The organism is Halolamina litorea (genome assembly GCF_026616205.1).
Taxonomy (GTDB): domain Archaea; phylum Halobacteriota; class Halobacteria; order Halobacteriales; family Haloferacaceae; genus Halolamina; species Halolamina litorea.
In genome coordinates this window covers 299006-314759 of sequence record NZ_JANHGR010000001.1, presented here as the reverse complement: position 1 = coordinate 314759, position 15754 = coordinate 299006, and the positions used below count along the sequence as shown (strand labels likewise).

Genomic DNA, 15754 nt, shown 5'->3' with positions numbered 1-15754 from the left:
TAGCGTGCAGCGTTTTACAGCAAACCCCCTCTCTTGGCAGAGCCATCGGGGTTTCTGACGGCTTCGGTTGGGTCGAACTGGTCCAGCATCATGCGGACGAGTTCGGCGTTCGATGGTTCGGCGCCGCCGCGCAGGTCGGCGACTCGATCGAGGTTAGCCTGAAAGCGCTCCGAGTCAGCCCCTTGGAGGGTGGTTTGCGTTCGTGCCATCAGTTCGGGTCGTGAATCGGGTGGCCCTCGGGGCCGTAGTGGGTGGTCTGCATGGTCAGTTCTCGGGTGTCGCGGCGTTCCATCTCCCCCTTATTGTTGGAGTAGACCCACTCCGAGCCGACGGTACTCCCGTCTTCTTCGAAGCGGCGTAGAGCGATGCTCTCGCCATCGACTCGGAGTTCATCAGGGAGTCGGGCGATGCTCCGAGCTTGCGGGTTGTGTACGTCCTCGGGGTACTCGGGATCGACCTTGCCTCGGTCGCGGTCGCCCGAGAAGCCGCCGATGATCCGCTCGTCGCACTGAGAGCCGACAGTTTCGTCGAGCTTGGCGAGTCGCTGCGTGATCCACATACTCGACGCTCCCTCACCGCGGCCGGTCGTCGACAGTCCCTCGATTGCGTCGGGGATCTTCCCGGTCTGGGGAGCGACGAAGTGTGCCTCGTCGATCCCCGCGAGCGCCGACCGGGACGGTCCGGCGAGGTTCCGGAGCGCCTGCACGGCCTTCGCGACGACCTCGCGCCACTCCTCGGGCTTGAGCCGGTGGCGGGCGAGCACGACCTTCGGGTTCGACTCGAAGAAGGCCTCCCAGTCCTCGACGGACCACGCTCGCTCCCGATCGCCGACGATGTAGTGGCTCGCCAGCCCGGCCTTCACCAGCCCCCGGTACTCGTCCTTGTAGTCGAAGATAGCGACGAGGTCGAACTCGGGGAGGTTCGTCTCGAAGAGGAGTTGGGCGTACCACGACTTCCCCCAGCCGGACATCGCCGCCAGCAGGCGCCGGGTCACTCCTCTGCCACCTCGGTGACGTTCTCCATCGAGCGCCGGACGGCACGGAAGTTCCCGGCGAAGATCCGTTCGGCCTCCTCGCCGCGCTGCCAGTTGACGACGCGGTCCTCGAACGTGTCGAGGTCGACGCCGAACGTGCTCTGAACGTGGTGCTCGGCGAGAGCGCGGTCGGTTCCCTCGGCGCCGTTCTCGCGGTAGAAGTCGGCCCAGTTCGCCATCTGGTCCGTCCACTCGTCATCGCTCATGCCGAGGTAGGAGTCGGCCTTCTCGGGAGCGTCGAGTAGGGCGGGGGCGACCTGCTTGATCCAGACCTCGTCGACGCTGTCGGTGACGAGGGCCTCGATCAGTCCCTTCAGCGCGGTCTGCCGCTCCTCGACGGTTGGGAGATCGCCCAGCGTTTCGGTGCCGTGGGCGTCCTCCATCCGCTTGGCGGTGGTGAGGAGTTCGTGCTCGGCCCGTGCGAGCACGGAGGTGAGGTGCTCGGTCATCCCGGAGTCGAGCAGTTGGTTCATCATCCGCTTCTTCATGCCGCCCATCATGCCGCGACACCCCCGTTCTCGCCGTTCATCGCCTTGTCCATCAGGCGGCTCACCTGCTTGTCGAGCACGTCGGTCTCGCTCACGAGGCCGTCACCGACCGAGAGTACGGTCGCCATGAGCAGGGCCTCGTGGGGCTCCATGTCCGAGCCGACCCCCATGTAGTCCATCGTGGCGTCGAAGTGCCCGGCGAGGTCGTACTGCTCGAAGTGATCGTCACCCAGTTCCTCGGCGTCGTCGTCGCCGAACTTCTCGATCTGGGCGTTCGTCACCGACTGGACCACCGAGACGTAGAGGTTCCCGGCTTTGACCGGGCTCGGGTCGGGCGGTGTTCCACCGGAACCGTCGGGGTCGGCAATCTCGCCCTCGGCGCCGGCCGGCTCGTCCTCGACCTCCTCTTCGTCGGGATCGTCGTCGCCGTCGTCGACGCCGGCGGCCTCCTCCGCTTCCTCGGGGTCGATGTCGGCGAGCCCCTCGGGTACGTCGGCCTGCTCGTCGGCGTCGATCTCGGGCTGGTCGCTACCACCCCTTTCGCCCCCTCCAGGGGCCCCCTCTTGGCTGGTCTCTACCTCGCTCTCGTCTGTGGGTTCTTGCTGGTCGTCGGGCATCAGTCGATCAGGCCTCCAGTCTCGCCGTCGCTACCACCCTCCGAGGCCCCCTCGGAGGGGTCGTCGATACCCCCTCCGTCGCTGGTCTGCATCGCGCTCTCTTCGGTCGGTTCGTCCCCTTCGCTGGTGATCAGGAGTACGACCAGCAGCGCGAGCAGGGCGATCGACGCCACGACCCACATCGATTGCCCGGCGATGAGGGCGGTCGCACCCCCTGCCGCGGCGGCGCCAGTCCCTGCAGAGGGGCTCGACCCCCCCTCAGAGGGGTCGTCGTTACCCCCTTCGTTGCTGGTCTCGGGCTGGCTCTCGTCGGGCGATTCTTGCTGGTCGCTGTTGGTCTGGTTCTGGTACTCGTCGTCGGTTGCCATCGTACCCCCTTCGGAGGTCCCTTCAGCACCCCCTTCGTGGCTGGTCAGATCCCCCTCTTCGGCTTGGTCGTCGTCTGAGGGGTCGGAAACAGCGCCGTCCCCGGGTTCTACCCCTTCCGAGGGTCCCCCTTCCGGCTGGTCGTTCTGGGTCTCGATCCGGTCCTTCAGTTCCGACCAGTCGTGATCGGGGTCGGTCGACCCGTTGATGTGGCCCCTCACCGAGTCGAGGTTGCCGGTGTGATCACACCAGTCGACCGGACACTCGTAGTCGCTCACGCGCTGGCCTCCTCGACGTGGCCCCGGGCGTCGTGTGCGTCGCGGCCAGTCGCTTGGAGCTCGTCGCTGAGCTCTTCGAGGCGCTTGAACTCCATCGGCTCTTGTCCGTGGTCGGCACGAATCGCGTTGATCGCGGCGGCCGCCTGCTCGGCGTTGCCCTTCGCCTCCACGGCGTCGGAGAGTTCCTGATCCAGCCGGCTGATGCCGGCCTTGTAGCCCTGCCACGCCCGGCCGAGGGCTCCGGCGGCGTCGCCGGTGATCTCATCATCGGCGGCAGTCGGTTCGTCAGATAGGAGCGCGGAGACTTCGTCGTCGTCCATCCCGCAGGACTCCCGGAGGAACTCGCAAGCGCCCGAATCACCGTGCTTGCAGTGGTCTTGAGCATGGTCGCACTGGCTACCGGCTGCCTTCTCGGCGCGAGCGGCGGCGGCGCGATCGGGTCCGTCGTTCTCGATCCGGTCGCCCCCGCCGGCCTGCTGGGCTTCGGGGAGGATCGAGGACTTGTGTTCGTCGACGCTGAGTTCCGGGTCGTACCACGCTTCCCAGTCGCTCACGCCGTTGTCACGGAGCAGCGCCTTCACGCTGGCCGCTTTCAGGTAGTTGTTCTCCTCGACGAACGGGCCGACGCGGTTCTTCTCGGCGTCGGTGAGATCGGCCTGCCCGCTGCCCTGGTCGCGCTCGGCGCGGCCGGTCTGGGCGCCGGCCTCGAGCTGATCGCGAACGACCTCGGGCGTGTCGTCGATGAACGCGACGGTCTTCAGCCGACGGTCGTCGTCGACGGGGCAGACGTATTCCTCGTGCTCCTCGCGAGCGGCGTCGGCGCCGCTCTTCGTCCCGAACTCGACGGTGAAGCTCACCGACCACCTCCGTCCGGGAGTAGCAGCGCCTCCCGGTCGCTGTCGTGGTCGAGGCCGTCCCACGACGGGAGTCGCCACTCAGGTGCCGGGAAGCGCAGCCCGGGGAGCGAGAGGATACTGCACAGGCGGACCAGCGCTTGATGCTCGACCTCCGTTTCGGCTTGGAGGGCGAGCACGTCGCCGCGCTCGTGGGTGTGCATCAGGCCACCCCTGCGCCCGCCGGGTCCAGTTCTGCCCGCCCCGGCGGGATGAACATGGGCCGATCGGCGCCTTCCCGGTCGCTCCAGAACACGTCGTCGCCCTTCTCGATCCCGTAGCGGTCGACAATCGCCTTCGGGATACCCACTGTGAGACTCCCACCGCGTTCCAGCACCTTCCGTGAGCCCGCATAGCCGTCTTCAGACATCGGCGGCCTCGCGGGCCGCATCGAGCGCGGACTGCGGTGCGTCATCGTTCGTCAGCTCCTCGTTGGGCTCCCAGTCGCCGACGGCGTTGCCTTCGCCAACGTAGTCGACGGCGTCGTCGACAACGCGGAAGACGTGACTTCCGACCTGTTGGCCGGTCGCGTCCGTGGCTTGAGCGACGAGGTAGCTTCGTTGCTCGCCCTGCTCCTTCCGGTGTACCGTTGTTGCCATGCGGTCGGCTTTCCGGGGTCGGCGTACTCGGCGGCTCGGGATCCTTATACCGGCATAGATACTCGCGTAGGTATTTTACGAGTCTACACGCAAGGAAGTCCGTGGCGACGAAATCTCGGCCCAGCCGGGCGGCGGCTGAAGCGAAGACTGGTAGCGACTCCGATGTGGTCCCGCTCGGTCAGCGGACCCTCGGCACCAACGACGGCACCTTCACCGTCTCACTCCCGAAAGAGATGGTCGAGCGGCTCGGCATGGAGAAGGGCGACGACCTCGAGATCGGCTACGACGCCGGCGCCGACGAGTTCCGTGTTCGGGAGGCGGAGGACTTCGACGGGTGGGACTGATGGACTACTGTTCACTCCACCGGATCGGCTACAGCAACAGCGACGACGAGTGCCCGCTCTGCACCGGCGACGCCGACGGCGCGGCGAGAGGTGTAGCGTGACCCGCTTCCGAGAACCGAGGCATTCTCGGAAGGTCGAGCGCCGATCACCCCCCGAATCGGCCCGATTCACCCCCCGTTTCGGGTCGGTCGAGGCGGGAAACCTTCCGGGAAGCGCGCAAGGAGGAAGCCAGCAATGATGACCGAGGAGTACGACGGCAAGGAGGGTCGGCGGGTGTGGCTCAGTCGGTCGGAGGTCGAGCAGCTCCTCGGCGTCGCCGACGACCCGCTGCGGAAGGTCGCGTTCCGCCTCGGCGCCGAGGTGGGCCTGCGCTCCCACGAGGTCGTCTCGGTCCGCCCCGAGCACGTCGTCGACGGCGGCGCGGCGGGGCAGATGCTCGTCGTCCCCGAGGGCAAGGGCGAGAAGCTACGCGAGGCGCCGATCCCCGACTCGCTGGCGGACACGATCGACGCCGCGGCGAGCTTCGGCGGCGTCGACGACGACGAGGTGCTCGTCGATCGCTCCACCCGGGCGCTCCGGAACTGGGTCGAGGGCGCTCGCGACGAGCTGGCGTCGACGACAGGCGAGGGTCGGTGGCGCCACCTGACGTTCCACGATCTCCGACGGACGTGGGCGGGTCAGTTGGCTAATGCGGATGTGGATCAGACGGTGGCGCTTCGTTGGGGCGGGTGGAACGACCTCGATACGTTCCTGAACCACTACAGAGGTGAGGCGACGGAGAAGGCGCAGGCGAGGGAGCGCGGGAAGGTGGGGTGGTTGTAGGCGACCCCTCACTTCTTGCCGACGGGGAACCGAGTGGCCAGCAAATGGCCGGCTCATCTCCTAGCGTTCACGGACCCGAGGACATTCCTGAGGCTCCTGACGGCTGGATCGGTGGTGACCTAGTCAACACGGGTGGGAACCTCTTCGCCCGGATGTGGATCCATCCGGAGAAGGAGCTGCGTGTCGGTTACGCCGTTGACGACCCGGACTCGGTCGGTGTTGAGAGGGTACGGCTCGAGGGAGAGGACCAGTCGAACCCGCTCTCATGGGTCCACGTCGACAATCTCGAAGGCGAAACCTGTGACGGAGAACAAGATTGTCTGGAGACTGCGATTCGAACGATGAGCGCGTCGGATTTGGACTGCAGGTAGGGTTTACATCGTAGCTTAGTGACCGGGAAGCTGAAGACTACGACCATCTCGATAGCCACGGGTTCTCTCTCTCAGTCGTTTCTTATACCGTAAGCTAAATTCTATGTGTAGACTATACTTCTCAGCTATATGTCTGAGCAGACAAAGCTGGCCGGCGAGGACGAACTGGATGTTCCGGAGGAGCAGAACAATATCTACTGGTTCCTCCGCTTCTTAGGCGCCGCTGACCTCGGAGGCTTCGCAAAGAAGGAACCCGAGGCAACGCGAAAGCTCGGCCGAAGACTCGACGCAGCGCTGGACCGCGGTGACTCCCTTGACGAGGCGAGAGAAGCGATACCCGACGTGATCCTCGGTACCGTGAACGAGTTCTACCAGGGGAACCGCACAAGACGGTACTCGAAGACGGAAGACCTAGTGAATCAGATCGAGCATCGGGTAGACTCCACGCAGGACCTTCGCGACCTTCGGCTGGCGTGTGAGGCGGTAGTGACGACTACACAGCGACTGGACGCTGCCCCCGAGTTCGACGAGGACGCGATGGAGACGATCGTTGAGGATACCCTGCTGGACGACGATCACGAACAGTATCTCCCCGGGCACGCTTATCACGCGCTGAAGAACGTTGACGACGAGGGAACCGTCCTACAGGCGGGTGGACAGAATCGAGCGCTGATCCCGTACGTCCGCGAGCTCATGGACAGGTCGGATATTTCCGACGAGAGCGAACACGCTCGTCTAGTGGCTGCGGTCACACAGGAGTACGAGCGCCGTGCCGGGAACAAGCGCAAGAGCGACGCCGGTGGCGTACTCGAAACCGCCCTGAACCTTGTCTTCGATGCCTTCGACGTTCCCGTTACTGGCAAGGCCCGCCACTTCGGGGACTTCGAGATCGACAACATGCTCATCACCGACGAGGCAACGATCGGTTTCTCCTGCAAGCGAACACTCCGGGAGCGGTTCCGTCAGAGCCTGACCCGGGAAGCGGAGATCGATATTGACGAGGTCTGGTTCGTCCCGCTGGCCACGGACGACATCTCGCGCGAGAAGGTCCTCGACATTCAGGAAGACGGAGGACGGGTGTACATCTCCCGAGATACCTACGCATGGGAGGAATACGGGGACGATTCGGAGATCAAGGCGCTCCGCCCTGGCGACGAATTCTTGAGCGACCTCGCCGACTTCGCCGATATCGAACTGAATACCGAAGTGAACTAGTCGTCTGCTTCGAGGGTCGCCGATTCCTCTTCTTCGACGCCGAGGACCTTCTTCCGAACGGCGGTACCGAGGGCTTGCGCCAGCAGCGCCGGCACGGCGTTCCCGACCTGCTTGAACGCGTGCGTCCTCGCGACGGGGAACTCGAAGTCGTCGGGGAACGACTGGAGACGAGCTGCCTCGCGGACGGTGATCGAGCGCGCCTCTGTCGGGTGGATGAACATGTGGCCGTCCTTGTAGAGGTGGGCGACGACGGTCGTTGACGGCTCCTTCGGGTTCTGCTTCTTCAGCTTGTCCGGGAAGATGTCCGACCGATAGGGCTGGTGCTCCTCCGGAATGTCGCCGATGATGTAGGAGGTCCCCTCACCGAGCAGCTTGTAGAGGGTCAGATCCCGCATATTGTGGCCGCGGCACTCGTGGTTGTAGAGCGTGCGACCCTCCCAGTCGTCGGGGCCGGGTCGGCCGCGGATCCAGTACTGGTACTTCGAAACGGGCCCCATCGTGTACTCCTCGGCGTGCGTCGGCGGCGTGTCACCGCTCGGCGAGACCGGCGGGAGGTCGAGGATCGCGTCGGCGACGGTGTTCCACGGCTCGCGCTGCCCGGGGGACTCCTCGAAGTGCGGGAACTCCTTCTCTTCCGTATCGGAGAAGGCTTGAAGCGACTCCTGGTCTTCCTCCTCCGGGCCGCCGGCGTCGTTGAACTTGATCTGCTTCTCCTCCTCGTTCTTCGGTTCCCGGTGGGTCTTCCACTGATCCATGTCGGGGTTCTCGGCGCCGATGCGATTGCCGATGAAGAAGAGGCGCTCACGGTGCTGCGGGACGCCGAAGTCGGCGGAGTCGAGGAGCTTCACGGTCACCTCGTAGCCGAGTTCCTCCATCTGGGCGGAGATCACGTCGACTACGTCCTCGCCGTCGTCGTTCTGGGCCGAAAGCATCCCCTTGACGTTCTCCATCAGGAACGCCTTGGGCTGGTAGTGGTCGACGAAGCGGAGGAAGTCCTCGTAGAGCTGGTGGCGCTCGTCAGTGGTGGTGCTCTGGCCTTCGAGGGAGTTGATCTTGCTCCGGCCGACGAGGGAGAACGTCGGGCAGGGCGGGCCACCGGCGACGAGGTCGAGGTCGCCTTCCTCGAGTCCGAGGTCCGGCGGCTCGGTCTCGCGGATGTCGCCGACGACCATCTCGTGGTCGTGGTTGTGGTCGTAGGTCGGCTTCGTGTTCTCCTCGCTGTCGATCCCCCAGAGAACGTCGAAGCCCGCGTCGGTGAGGCCTTGGCTGAGACCTCCGGCGCCGCAGAAGAGGTCGATCGCCTTCGGCGCGTCCTCGCTCATAGTCGTGGTGGGGCCGTCTTCCCACCTAAAGGTGCGGTTTGCTGACGGTGATGCAGTTACCTCCGTTCCCCCGGCCGATATGTTGGAAGAGGTACTTGAACCGCATGATTAACCTAGCTTGAACTGATCATTACGGATACTAATGCCTGAGGCAGTAGCTGCACCGGTCTTTCTCATTATCTCACTGTATGGTGCACTCAGATTCGCAAATTTTGTCGATATCTGGGGGGAGGTTGACAAAGCAAAAACGCGAATTGAATACGAACTTGCCACATATCTGAGTGACCTATTTCAGCCGTTTAATAATGAAATGTCTCCAGACATTGACATAGATGTGTCCAGAGAAGACATCTCTGAATTGCCAGATGACGGGCCACTCCAGTCGATAGATGGCGATACTGTTGATTGGAACAGTGTATTTCAGCAGGCTGGTCAAAACCCGCTGGAGATTGCGGGGGAGTGGCTAACTAATGTGGAAAATCTCACGAACCAAGGAATAAACCCAGATTCCAGTCAGCCTGTTGCTGCACAATATCTCGTAGAAAACGAAGGCCTAGATCCACAGGAGATATTTGAGGAAGTCCACGAAGTCTATAGCCGGTATAGGAGTGTCAAACGTTCCTTCTTTGCCGCTCGAGTGGCTCTGATTCTCTTCACAGTTTCTTCGGTTGGGCTGATCTTTGCTTCTCTATTCTCGGTTACACTTAGCAGCATGATGGTCTATGGATACGTTTCGCTCGTCCTCCTTTGGATCGGCTTAGAGCTCTACCTCTGGGTTGTGCTTAACAGCGAAGTCGAAGTAAGCGGCAGAACTCCCGTTGATAAGCTGATAACGGAGGATCTCAAAGACTTGATCTAGTTCGGAGTGTATTCTGGGTATTCGTCGTATACGTATCCCACGATAGATTGCGTGGGAGTGTCTCCCCATCTGGAAACAAGCCGGTTAAGCGTCCTTTTCTCCCAGAATCCGAGCGTATTGAGCTTCTCAGACGCTTTCTTTTCCCCTTTTTCAGTGAGCTTGTAGACGTGCCTATCTCCGTAGGGGGTTTGTTCAACCTCCTCTTTGACCAAGCCCTCTTCCCGCAGGCTGTCCATCACGTGGTAGATATCTTCATCGAAAGGGCCGTACTTGTACTGCTTAAATTCGAACGGCGATTTCAGATCCCTATCCAATAGGGATCTATCTAGCAGGAAAGAGAGTTTTTGCAGACGGGTCCTCCCGTCAAGCTTCCCACCCTCAAGTTCGATGATGGGAAGGAGCCATTCTTCTCTTTCAGACATACCCGCGTATTGTTACTCAACGGTGAAATACTTTGTCTACTATCTGTTGGCTTGGTGCAAACTGCGGTTCTGGCCGTCTATGAGTCATTTCTATAGGGCACCCTGCATTATTTGAAGATATATTATGAGTAGTAAAATCGGCCATGCTGACTCGATGAGCGCATATTCTCGGAAGTGGTCCTGAGATATAATTTCAGACCTACCCAAACCCAGCGTACCACCCGGGCCTCACAGCCTCTGGAGGCCTCGGCGCCGGCAGGGGGCGCCGATCCTTCCCGCTCACTTCGCCGTCGAGGTACAGCGCGCCCCACGTCGAGATCTCGTAGTTGTTGCCGTACTCCCGTTCGAGGAAGCCGGCGCGGCGAAGTACCTCACAGCGTTCATAGATCCGATTCTCGCTGGCTGCGATGTCGATGTCGAACGAGAGAAAGTGCGGCGTCGACCACGACTCGCTGTTCAGCGTTTCGAGAATCCGGTCGTCGATGAGTTCCATCCAGTTTCCTGACTTTCGCATTGGGGACCCCCTACGCTTCAGCCGCTTCGTCGTTGCTACCGTTCTCGTCCAGCTCCGAGGCGTCGAGTTCTTCGTTTAGGTACGCTTCGCCCCTACTCGACATGATGTAGACACCGTTCCCGAGGTCTTTCAGGAACCCCTTGTCGGCCAATTTCCGTAGGCGGCGGGAGAGGTGGCCTTTCGTCACGTCGAAGTAACCACTTTCCTCAAGCTGCTTCGGGGATGCAGACCCCTCTTCCTCGATATACTCCAGTATCCGGTCGTCCCAGATGGTCATCCACGAGCCTGACTTCCTCATTATTAGTGCGTAATGGCACCCCCGAACCTATTAGCCGGCAATATTGCTATTCGGGAGTGGGAAGGGCTCAAATCATCTAACGAACCTCTAAGTCATTGGCGTTACCTTTACGTGGTGGTGGGTCATTTGTGCCGGTGAGGAGACACCGAGCAGGTCGAAGATGACTCTGGTAGGTTAGTGATCGAGGGGCCGTGCTACAACACGGCCCCGAGGTGTTTCCCGGAGCAGTCCAATGCCCGGAACACTCGCGGGGCAGACACCCCGCACAGGCAGTGAGGGACCGTTTTCGGAAAACAGTAGCGACACGGCCGGCACGGATCAGCCCGGCCCCGTGGACGTCGATGTGGCGTCGACGTGCGACAACTGCGGCTTCACGACGCTGAACGGCTGGGAGCTACGCCTCGTCGCCGCCGACGAACTCAACCTCAACGTTCGCGGCTGGAACGCGCTCCTGTGCAGCGACTGTCGGGAGAAGCACCGCGTCGACGGAGGGCGTCGATGACGGAGTGCTTCTACTGCTACCTCGACATCGGCGACAGCCACCCGGTTTGCAGCCGCTTTCGATGCACCAACGAGACCCACGGCCACGGCCCGGAGGGCAAGGAAATACCGTCCTTCTGTGAGCGTCACCGTGACGGGGGTGACGCCTGATGGTGATGCTCTGCGACGGCTGTGGCGACGACATCTCGCGGCTCTCGCGCCCGGAGTGCCACATCCCGCTGTCCGGTAACGGCGGCATCGACCTCTGCCCGAGCTGCCGGCAGGCGTTAGGCGAGAACTCCGACTACGAGGGTCGCCGATGAGTGACGTGACCGGCCTCTCGGACCTCTCAGCGTTCCAGCGCGACACGCTCTGGATCCTCGCTGAGGAGTCCGACCAGAAGGGCGTCGCGATCAAGCGCCGACTGCAGGACTACTACGGCGACCACGTCAACCACGCCCAACTCTATCCGAACCTCGACGACCTCGTCGAGGCCGGGCTGGTCGCCAAGGAGCAGGCCGACGGCCGGACGAACGCCTACAGCCTGACCGAGGCGGGCCGCCGTGCCCTCTCGGCGCGACAGGCGTGGATCGGGGGCGTCGACGATGAGTAACGACGCCAAGCCCGCGTCGGCGGAGAACGGCGCCAACCCGTTCATCATCAACCCCGCGATCGTCCGGACCGTCGACGGCGAGAAGTGGGCCGGTGACAACGTCGAGGAACGCGAGCGGATGCTCCGCATCGTGAACTACGAGACGACCGACTGCGAGACGGTCGCCGAGGTCGTCGACGTTCCGTACCACCGAGTTCTGGGCGTCCAGCGCTACCCGCTCACGGACCAACTGGCCGAGGCGATGGAGTCCGTCGAGGATCGGGCGCCGCTGACGGCCGACGGGGGCACCGACGATCTCGAGGGACGCGTCACCGAACTGGAGCGGAAGGTCGAGAATATCGCCGCGCACAACCGCCGCGACACGGCGCCGGAGGGTCGCCGGTGAGTCGGGATCGGCCGGACCCGTCGGAGATGAGCGTCCGGAAGGCCGTCGAGCGCTACCTGCGCCGTCGACGCGCCGACGCCACCGACTCTAGCGTGAAGTCGTGGAAGTACCAGCTCAAGCTGTTCACAGAGTGGTGTGAAGGCGTCGGCATCGGCACTGTCGGCGACCTGCGCCCCTACGACGTGGACGAGTACTTCGACCTCCGTAGCGGCCGCGTCGCGCCGGCGACGCTGGAAAGCGAGATGTGGACGCTGCGGTCGTTCCTTCGCTATCTGGAAGAGCAACTCGGCGCCGTTGAGGACGACCTTTCGGACTCGGTCCGCATCCCGGACCTCGACCCAGAGGATCGGTCGGACAGCACGTCGCTTCGGCCCGAAGACGGCTTCGCTCTCCTCGAACGCTACCGTGAAGACGAAGCGGTCCGGGCGACTCGAGCCCACGCGTTCCTTGAGCTGGCGTGGTACACCGGCGCCCGACAGGGCGGACTCCGGTCGCTTGACGTTCGGGACTTCCACGTCGACGAGGCGTACGTCGAGTTTCGACACCGCCCGGAGACGGGGACGCCGCTGAAGAACAAGATTCGGGGGGAGCGCCCGGTCGGCCTCCCGTCGACGGTGGTGGACGTGCTCGCCGAGTATGTCCGGAAGGAGCGGTATGACGTGTCGGACGAGTACGGCCGTCAGCCCTTGCTCCCGAGCACGAAGGGGCGGCCGACGAACAACACCATTCGGACGTGGTCGTACATGGCGACACAGCCGTGCTTGCACTCTGCGTGTCCGCACGGGAAGAGCCGAGGGACCTGTGAGTGGCGGGAGTACGTAGCGGCCAGTAAGTGTCCGTCGTCGCGGTCGCCACACAAGATCCGGACGGGGAGCATCACGTGGCAACTGAACCTCGGTCTCCCGCCGGAGGTTGTCGCCGAACGCGTCAACGCCTCGGTGTCGGTGATCGAGGAGCATTACGACTGGGCGACGGAGGAAGAGCGCTGGCGCCGTCGTCGTGACCGGATGGAGAGTCGACGAGAGTACGTTGAGCAGCTAGACTTGGGTGAGATCGATGAGTGACGACACTACCGACGATCGGGAGCACAGACACGCTGTAACCCCTGCGGAGGAGGGTGGCTCAAATCTTGGCCGACCCACTTCCTGACGACCCAACTACGATGAGCGACGGCGTCACCGGTGGGGAAACCGAACCGCCACGGCCGCGATGGTGACGTGCCCCCGCAGCCCACGCGGTCCACCCCAACACCCAACCTCCCTCCCGCCTATTGGCCCCCATGGATCGCCGACAGTTCGTCCTCGCCGGCACCGGCCTCCTGACCGCGCTCGCGGGCTGTGCCGACGGCGAGACGGGAACGCCGACCGACACCGACACGTCGACGCCGACCGCCGACGGGACCGATCCCGGGACCGATGAGCCGACCGAGGCGCCGACGGACGAACCGACGGACGAACCGACCGAGACCGAACAGGAACCCGACCTGCCCGAGTCGGTCGGCCTCGAAACGGTCGTTTCGGGGCTGGAACTCCCGGTGGGCATGGCCGACGTGCCCGGGACCGGCCTGCGGTACGTCGTCCAGCAGGGCGGCGTCGCCCGCGTCGTCGAGGACGGCTCGCTCCGCGAGACGCCGCTGTTCGACATCTCCGACCAGCTATCCCGGGGGTACGAGAAGGGGCTGCTCGGGATCGCCCTCCACCCGAACTTCGCCGAGAACCGCCGGCTGTTCGTGCGCTACTCCGCGCCGGCCCGGGAGAGCACGCCCGACGGCTGGAGCCACACGTTCGTCCTCTCGGAGTTCGAAGCCGGGCCGGACGGCTACACGGTCGACACGGACACCGAACGGGAGATACTCACCATCGCCCAACCACAGGGGAACCACAACGCCGGCTCGGTACTGTTCGGGCCGGACGGCTACCTCTACGTCGGCGTCGGCGACGGCGGCGCCGCGAACGATCAGGGCCGTGGCCACGTCGAGGACTGGTACGACGCCGTCGACGGCGGCAACGGACAGGACGTGACCGAGAACCTACTGGGCAGCATCCTCCGGATCGACGTGGACGGGACCGACGGCGAGCAGGCCTACGCGATCCCCGACGACAACCCGCTCGTCGGCGAGGACGGCCTCGACGAGCAGTATGCGTGGGGGTTCCGGAACCCCTGGCGGCTCTCCTTCGACGGCGAGGACCTCTACGCCGGCGACGTGGGCCAGTCCGAGTACGAGGAGGTCGACTTGGTCGAGATGGGCGGCAACTACGGCTGGAACGTCAAGGAGGCGACCCACTGCTTCCAAGCCGGGGACTGCCCCGACGAGACGCCCCCGGAGGTGCGCGGCGGCGAACCGCTGCTGGACCCGGTCATCGAGTACCCCCACGGCGGCGCGCCCGTCTCGGGGATTTCGGTCATCACCGGGAACGTCTACGAGGGCGAGGACGTGCCGGGGCTCGCCGGCTGGTTCGTCTTCGGCGACCTGAACGTCGCGGGCCGGCTGTTCGTCGCCCGCCCGGACGGCTCGGGGCTCTGGGAGACGCGCACGCTCCCTATCGCCGACGGCGACGCCGGGAAGCTGGAACAGCTGTTCTACATGGACCGCCACGAGGACGGGCTCTACCTCCTCGGCACCGGCGCCGACGGCGGCGGCGTGTTCCGTCTCGGGACCTGAAACACGAGCGAAGCTATTTGTTGTCCGAAACGAACATGTTAGGTATGACCCTCCACAGCGAGACGTCAGAACGACTGGCCAGCGACCGCCGACACCGCGGGGGCCGCCGATGAGCCTCGCGGCCCTGGACAACATCGACGACGCCCTCGACGCGACACGGTCGCTGCTGTGGCCGTTCGACCTCGGTCGCTGGGCGCGCCTGGCGCTGATCGTCTTCTTCATCGGCGGGAGCGGTGGCGGCGGGGCCAACTTCGCCCAGTTCGGCGGCAACACCGGCACCGGCCCCAGCGGGACGCCGGGAGCGCCGGGCGACCCCGGTCAGCTCCCCAGCCTCTCGGAGATCGTCAGTTCGATCAGCCCGACCGAGTGGGCGATCATCGCCGCCATCGGGCTCACGATCCTCGTGCTCGTACTCACGCTCGGCTTCGTCGGCTCGGTGATGGAGTTCGTGTTCGTCGAGTCGCTGAGCCGCGAGCGCGTCTCGATCCGAGAGTACTGGAGCGACCACTGGCGCCGTGGCGCCCGGCTGTTCGGCTTCCGGCTGGTGATCGGCGCCCTCACGCTCGCGGCCTTCCTCGGGCTGTTCTGGGTCGGCTTCGGCGCCGCGATCTTCGGCGAGGCGACGTTCTCGCTCGGCACCATCGGGCTGGCGGTACTCGGCATGGTGTTCGTGGGGTTCGTCGTCAGTCTGGTGGACGGGTTCACCACGCAGTTCGTCGTGCCGGTGATGATGAGCGAGAGTCGCGGCGTGCTCGGCGCGTGGCGGCGGTTCTGGCCGACGCTGACCGGCGAGTGGAAGGAGTACGTCGTCTACGTCCTGATCCAGTTCGTGCTGACGCTGGTCGCCGGCATCGCCGTCGGCCTCCTCGTGTTCGTCGCCGCGCTGGTCATCGCGATCCCGCTGGTGATCCTCGGGGTCATCGGCGGCGTCCTCCTCGCGGCGATACCGGTCGCCGGCTGGGTGGTCATCGCGGCCGCCGCCGTGCTGTTCGGCCTCGGGATGCTCGTCATCTCGCTGTTCGCGGCGGTTCCGGTCCAGACGTACTTGCGCTACTACGCGCTGCTCGTACTGGGCGACACCAACGAGGCGTTCGACCTCGTCGCCGAGCGACGGCGGGCGATCCGCGGGGGCAGCCCCGCCGAGTGAGAGAAGCGACAAACGGTAAGGGGGAC

The 15754-nt window shown here is 64.2% G+C and carries 26 protein-coding genes; 13 read left to right on the top strand and 13 right to left on the bottom strand.

Annotated features, from left to right (window positions below):
* Window positions 1-14: 14 nt before the first annotated feature.
* From NO998_RS01620 to NO998_RS01580, 9 genes are read right to left on the bottom strand one after another with little or no spacing between them, the layout of a single operon-like run.
* The gene (locus tag NO998_RS01620; protein ID WP_267645248.1) at window positions 15-209 is read right to left on the bottom strand and encodes a hypothetical protein; all 195 of its coding nucleotides are present in this window, start codon (window positions 207-209) and stop codon (window positions 15-17) included.
* Window positions 209-994, bottom strand: a complete 786-nt coding sequence (locus NO998_RS01615; protein ID WP_267645247.1) for an ATP-binding protein — start codon at window positions 992-994, stop codon at window positions 209-211. Before NO998_RS01615 ends, NO998_RS01620 begins: the two co-directional genes overlap by 1 nt.
* Window positions 991-1533, bottom strand: a complete 543-nt coding sequence (locus NO998_RS01610) for a hypothetical protein (RefSeq protein ID WP_267645246.1) — start codon at window positions 1531-1533, stop codon at window positions 991-993. The genes NO998_RS01615 and NO998_RS01610 overlap by 4 nt, the downstream gene beginning before the upstream one ends.
* Window positions 1530-2138 carry a hypothetical protein gene (locus tag NO998_RS01605; protein WP_267645245.1) on the bottom strand — a complete coding sequence of 203 codons (609 nt, stop codon included), beginning with the start codon at window positions 2136-2138 and terminating at the stop codon, window positions 1530-1532. The genes NO998_RS01610 and NO998_RS01605 overlap by 4 nt, the downstream gene beginning before the upstream one ends.
* Entirely contained in the window at window positions 2138-2782 is a 645-nt protein-coding gene (locus NO998_RS01600; protein WP_267645244.1) for a hypothetical protein, read from the bottom strand. Before NO998_RS01600 ends, NO998_RS01605 begins: the two co-directional genes overlap by 1 nt.
* On the bottom strand, window positions 2779-3639 hold the full coding sequence (locus tag NO998_RS01595) for a hypothetical protein (RefSeq protein ID WP_267645243.1): 861 nt from the start codon (window positions 3637-3639) through the stop codon (window positions 2779-2781). Before NO998_RS01595 ends, NO998_RS01600 begins: the two co-directional genes overlap by 4 nt.
* Window positions 3636-3839, bottom strand: a complete 204-nt coding sequence (locus NO998_RS01590) for a hypothetical protein (protein WP_267645242.1) — start codon at window positions 3837-3839, stop codon at window positions 3636-3638. Before NO998_RS01590 ends, NO998_RS01595 begins: the two co-directional genes overlap by 4 nt.
* On the bottom strand, window positions 3839-4045 hold the full coding sequence (locus tag NO998_RS01585; RefSeq protein WP_267645241.1) for an AbrB/MazE/SpoVT family DNA-binding domain-containing protein: 207 nt from the start codon (window positions 4043-4045) through the stop codon (window positions 3839-3841). Before NO998_RS01585 ends, NO998_RS01590 begins: the two co-directional genes overlap by 1 nt.
* A complete protein-coding gene (locus NO998_RS01580) occupies window positions 4038-4274 on the bottom strand; it encodes a hypothetical protein (protein WP_267645240.1) in 237 nt (78 codons plus the stop codon). Before NO998_RS01580 ends, NO998_RS01585 begins: the two co-directional genes overlap by 8 nt.
* Window positions 4275-4375: 101 nt before the next feature.
* Here NO998_RS01580 and NO998_RS01575 point away from each other — a divergent pair, with 101 nt between their 5' ends.
* The 4 genes from NO998_RS01575 (at window position 4376) to NO998_RS01560 (ending at window position 7026) form a co-directional block, all read left to right on the top strand.
* On the top strand, window positions 4376-4618 hold the full coding sequence (locus tag NO998_RS01575; RefSeq protein WP_267645239.1) for an AbrB/MazE/SpoVT family DNA-binding domain-containing protein: 243 nt from the start codon (window positions 4376-4378) through the stop codon (window positions 4616-4618).
* 234 nt (window positions 4619-4852) lie between these two features.
* On the top strand, window positions 4853-5440 hold the full coding sequence (locus NO998_RS01570) for a tyrosine-type recombinase/integrase (RefSeq protein WP_267645238.1): 588 nt from the start codon (window positions 4853-4855) through the stop codon (window positions 5438-5440).
* Between the two features lie 44 nt (window positions 5441-5484).
* On the top strand, window positions 5485-5811 hold the full coding sequence (locus NO998_RS01565; protein ID WP_267645237.1) for a hypothetical protein: 327 nt from the start codon (window positions 5485-5487) through the stop codon (window positions 5809-5811).
* A gap of 129 nt (window positions 5812-5940) precedes the next feature.
* Window positions 5941-7026, top strand: coding sequence for a PDDEXK family nuclease (locus NO998_RS01560; protein WP_267645236.1), 1086 nt, complete (start codon window positions 5941-5943; stop codon window positions 7024-7026).
* Here the strand turns inward: NO998_RS01560 and NO998_RS01555 are convergent.
* Window positions 7023-8348, bottom strand: coding sequence for a DNA cytosine methyltransferase (locus NO998_RS01555; protein WP_267645235.1), 1326 nt, complete (start codon window positions 8346-8348; stop codon window positions 7023-7025). The genes NO998_RS01560 and NO998_RS01555 overlap by 4 nt on opposite strands.
* Before the next feature lie 142 nt (window positions 8349-8490).
* Between NO998_RS01555 and NO998_RS01550 the strand changes: the two genes are divergently transcribed.
* Window positions 8491-9207, top strand: a complete 717-nt coding sequence (locus NO998_RS01550; RefSeq protein WP_267645234.1) for a hypothetical protein — start codon at window positions 8491-8493, stop codon at window positions 9205-9207.
* On the opposite strand, the gene NO998_RS01545 is transcribed toward NO998_RS01550, so the two are convergent.
* The 3 genes from NO998_RS01545 to NO998_RS01535 all read right to left on the bottom strand — a co-directional run bounded on the left by NO998_RS01545 (window position 9204) and on the right by NO998_RS01535 (window position 10420).
* Window positions 9204-9629 carry a helix-turn-helix transcriptional regulator gene (locus NO998_RS01545; RefSeq protein ID WP_267645233.1) on the bottom strand — a complete coding sequence of 142 codons (426 nt, stop codon included), beginning with the start codon at window positions 9627-9629 and terminating at the stop codon, window positions 9204-9206. The genes NO998_RS01550 and NO998_RS01545 overlap by 4 nt on opposite strands.
* Window positions 9630-9828: 199 nt before the next feature.
* Window positions 9829-10122 (bottom strand): repressor phrH2, encoded by a 294-nt coding sequence (locus tag NO998_RS01540; RefSeq protein ID WP_267645231.1) that lies wholly within the window; start codon window positions 10120-10122, stop codon window positions 9829-9831.
* Between the two features lie 31 nt (window positions 10123-10153).
* Complete coding sequence (locus NO998_RS01535) at window positions 10154-10420, bottom strand: helix-turn-helix domain-containing protein (RefSeq protein WP_267645230.1); 267 nt, start codon at window positions 10418-10420, stop codon at window positions 10154-10156.
* A gap of 253 nt (window positions 10421-10673) precedes the next feature.
* Here NO998_RS01535 and NO998_RS01530 point away from each other — a divergent pair, with 253 nt between their 5' ends.
* From NO998_RS01530 to NO998_RS01495, 8 genes are all read left to right on the top strand, one after another.
* Window positions 10674-10943 carry a hypothetical protein gene (locus NO998_RS01530; protein ID WP_267645229.1) on the top strand — a complete coding sequence of 90 codons (270 nt, stop codon included), beginning with the start codon at window positions 10674-10676 and terminating at the stop codon, window positions 10941-10943.
* Entirely contained in the window at window positions 10940-11092 is a 153-nt protein-coding gene (locus tag NO998_RS01525; protein WP_267645228.1) for a hypothetical protein, read from the top strand. Before NO998_RS01530 ends, NO998_RS01525 begins: the two co-directional genes overlap by 4 nt.
* Entirely contained in the window at window positions 11092-11244 is a 153-nt protein-coding gene (locus tag NO998_RS01520; protein WP_267645227.1) for a hypothetical protein, read from the top strand. The genes NO998_RS01525 and NO998_RS01520 overlap by 1 nt, the downstream gene beginning before the upstream one ends.
* A complete protein-coding gene (locus NO998_RS01515; RefSeq protein WP_267645226.1) occupies window positions 11241-11534 on the top strand; it encodes a PadR family transcriptional regulator in 294 nt (97 codons plus the stop codon). Before NO998_RS01520 ends, NO998_RS01515 begins: the two co-directional genes overlap by 4 nt.
* Complete coding sequence (locus tag NO998_RS01510) at window positions 11527-11919, top strand: siphovirus Gp157 family protein (RefSeq protein ID WP_267645225.1); 393 nt, start codon at window positions 11527-11529, stop codon at window positions 11917-11919. The genes NO998_RS01515 and NO998_RS01510 overlap by 8 nt, the downstream gene beginning before the upstream one ends.
* Window positions 11916-12983, top strand: a complete 1068-nt coding sequence (locus tag NO998_RS01505; RefSeq protein ID WP_267645224.1) for a tyrosine-type recombinase/integrase — start codon at window positions 11916-11918, stop codon at window positions 12981-12983. Before NO998_RS01510 ends, NO998_RS01505 begins: the two co-directional genes overlap by 4 nt.
* Before the next feature lie 215 nt (window positions 12984-13198).
* Window positions 13199-14581, top strand: a complete 1383-nt coding sequence (locus NO998_RS01500; protein ID WP_267645223.1) for a PQQ-dependent sugar dehydrogenase — start codon at window positions 13199-13201, stop codon at window positions 14579-14581.
* Between the two features lie 109 nt (window positions 14582-14690).
* Window positions 14691-15728, top strand: coding sequence for a DUF7544 domain-containing protein (locus tag NO998_RS01495; RefSeq protein ID WP_267645222.1), 1038 nt, complete (start codon window positions 14691-14693; stop codon window positions 15726-15728).
* Window positions 15729-15754: the final 26 nt, after the last annotated feature.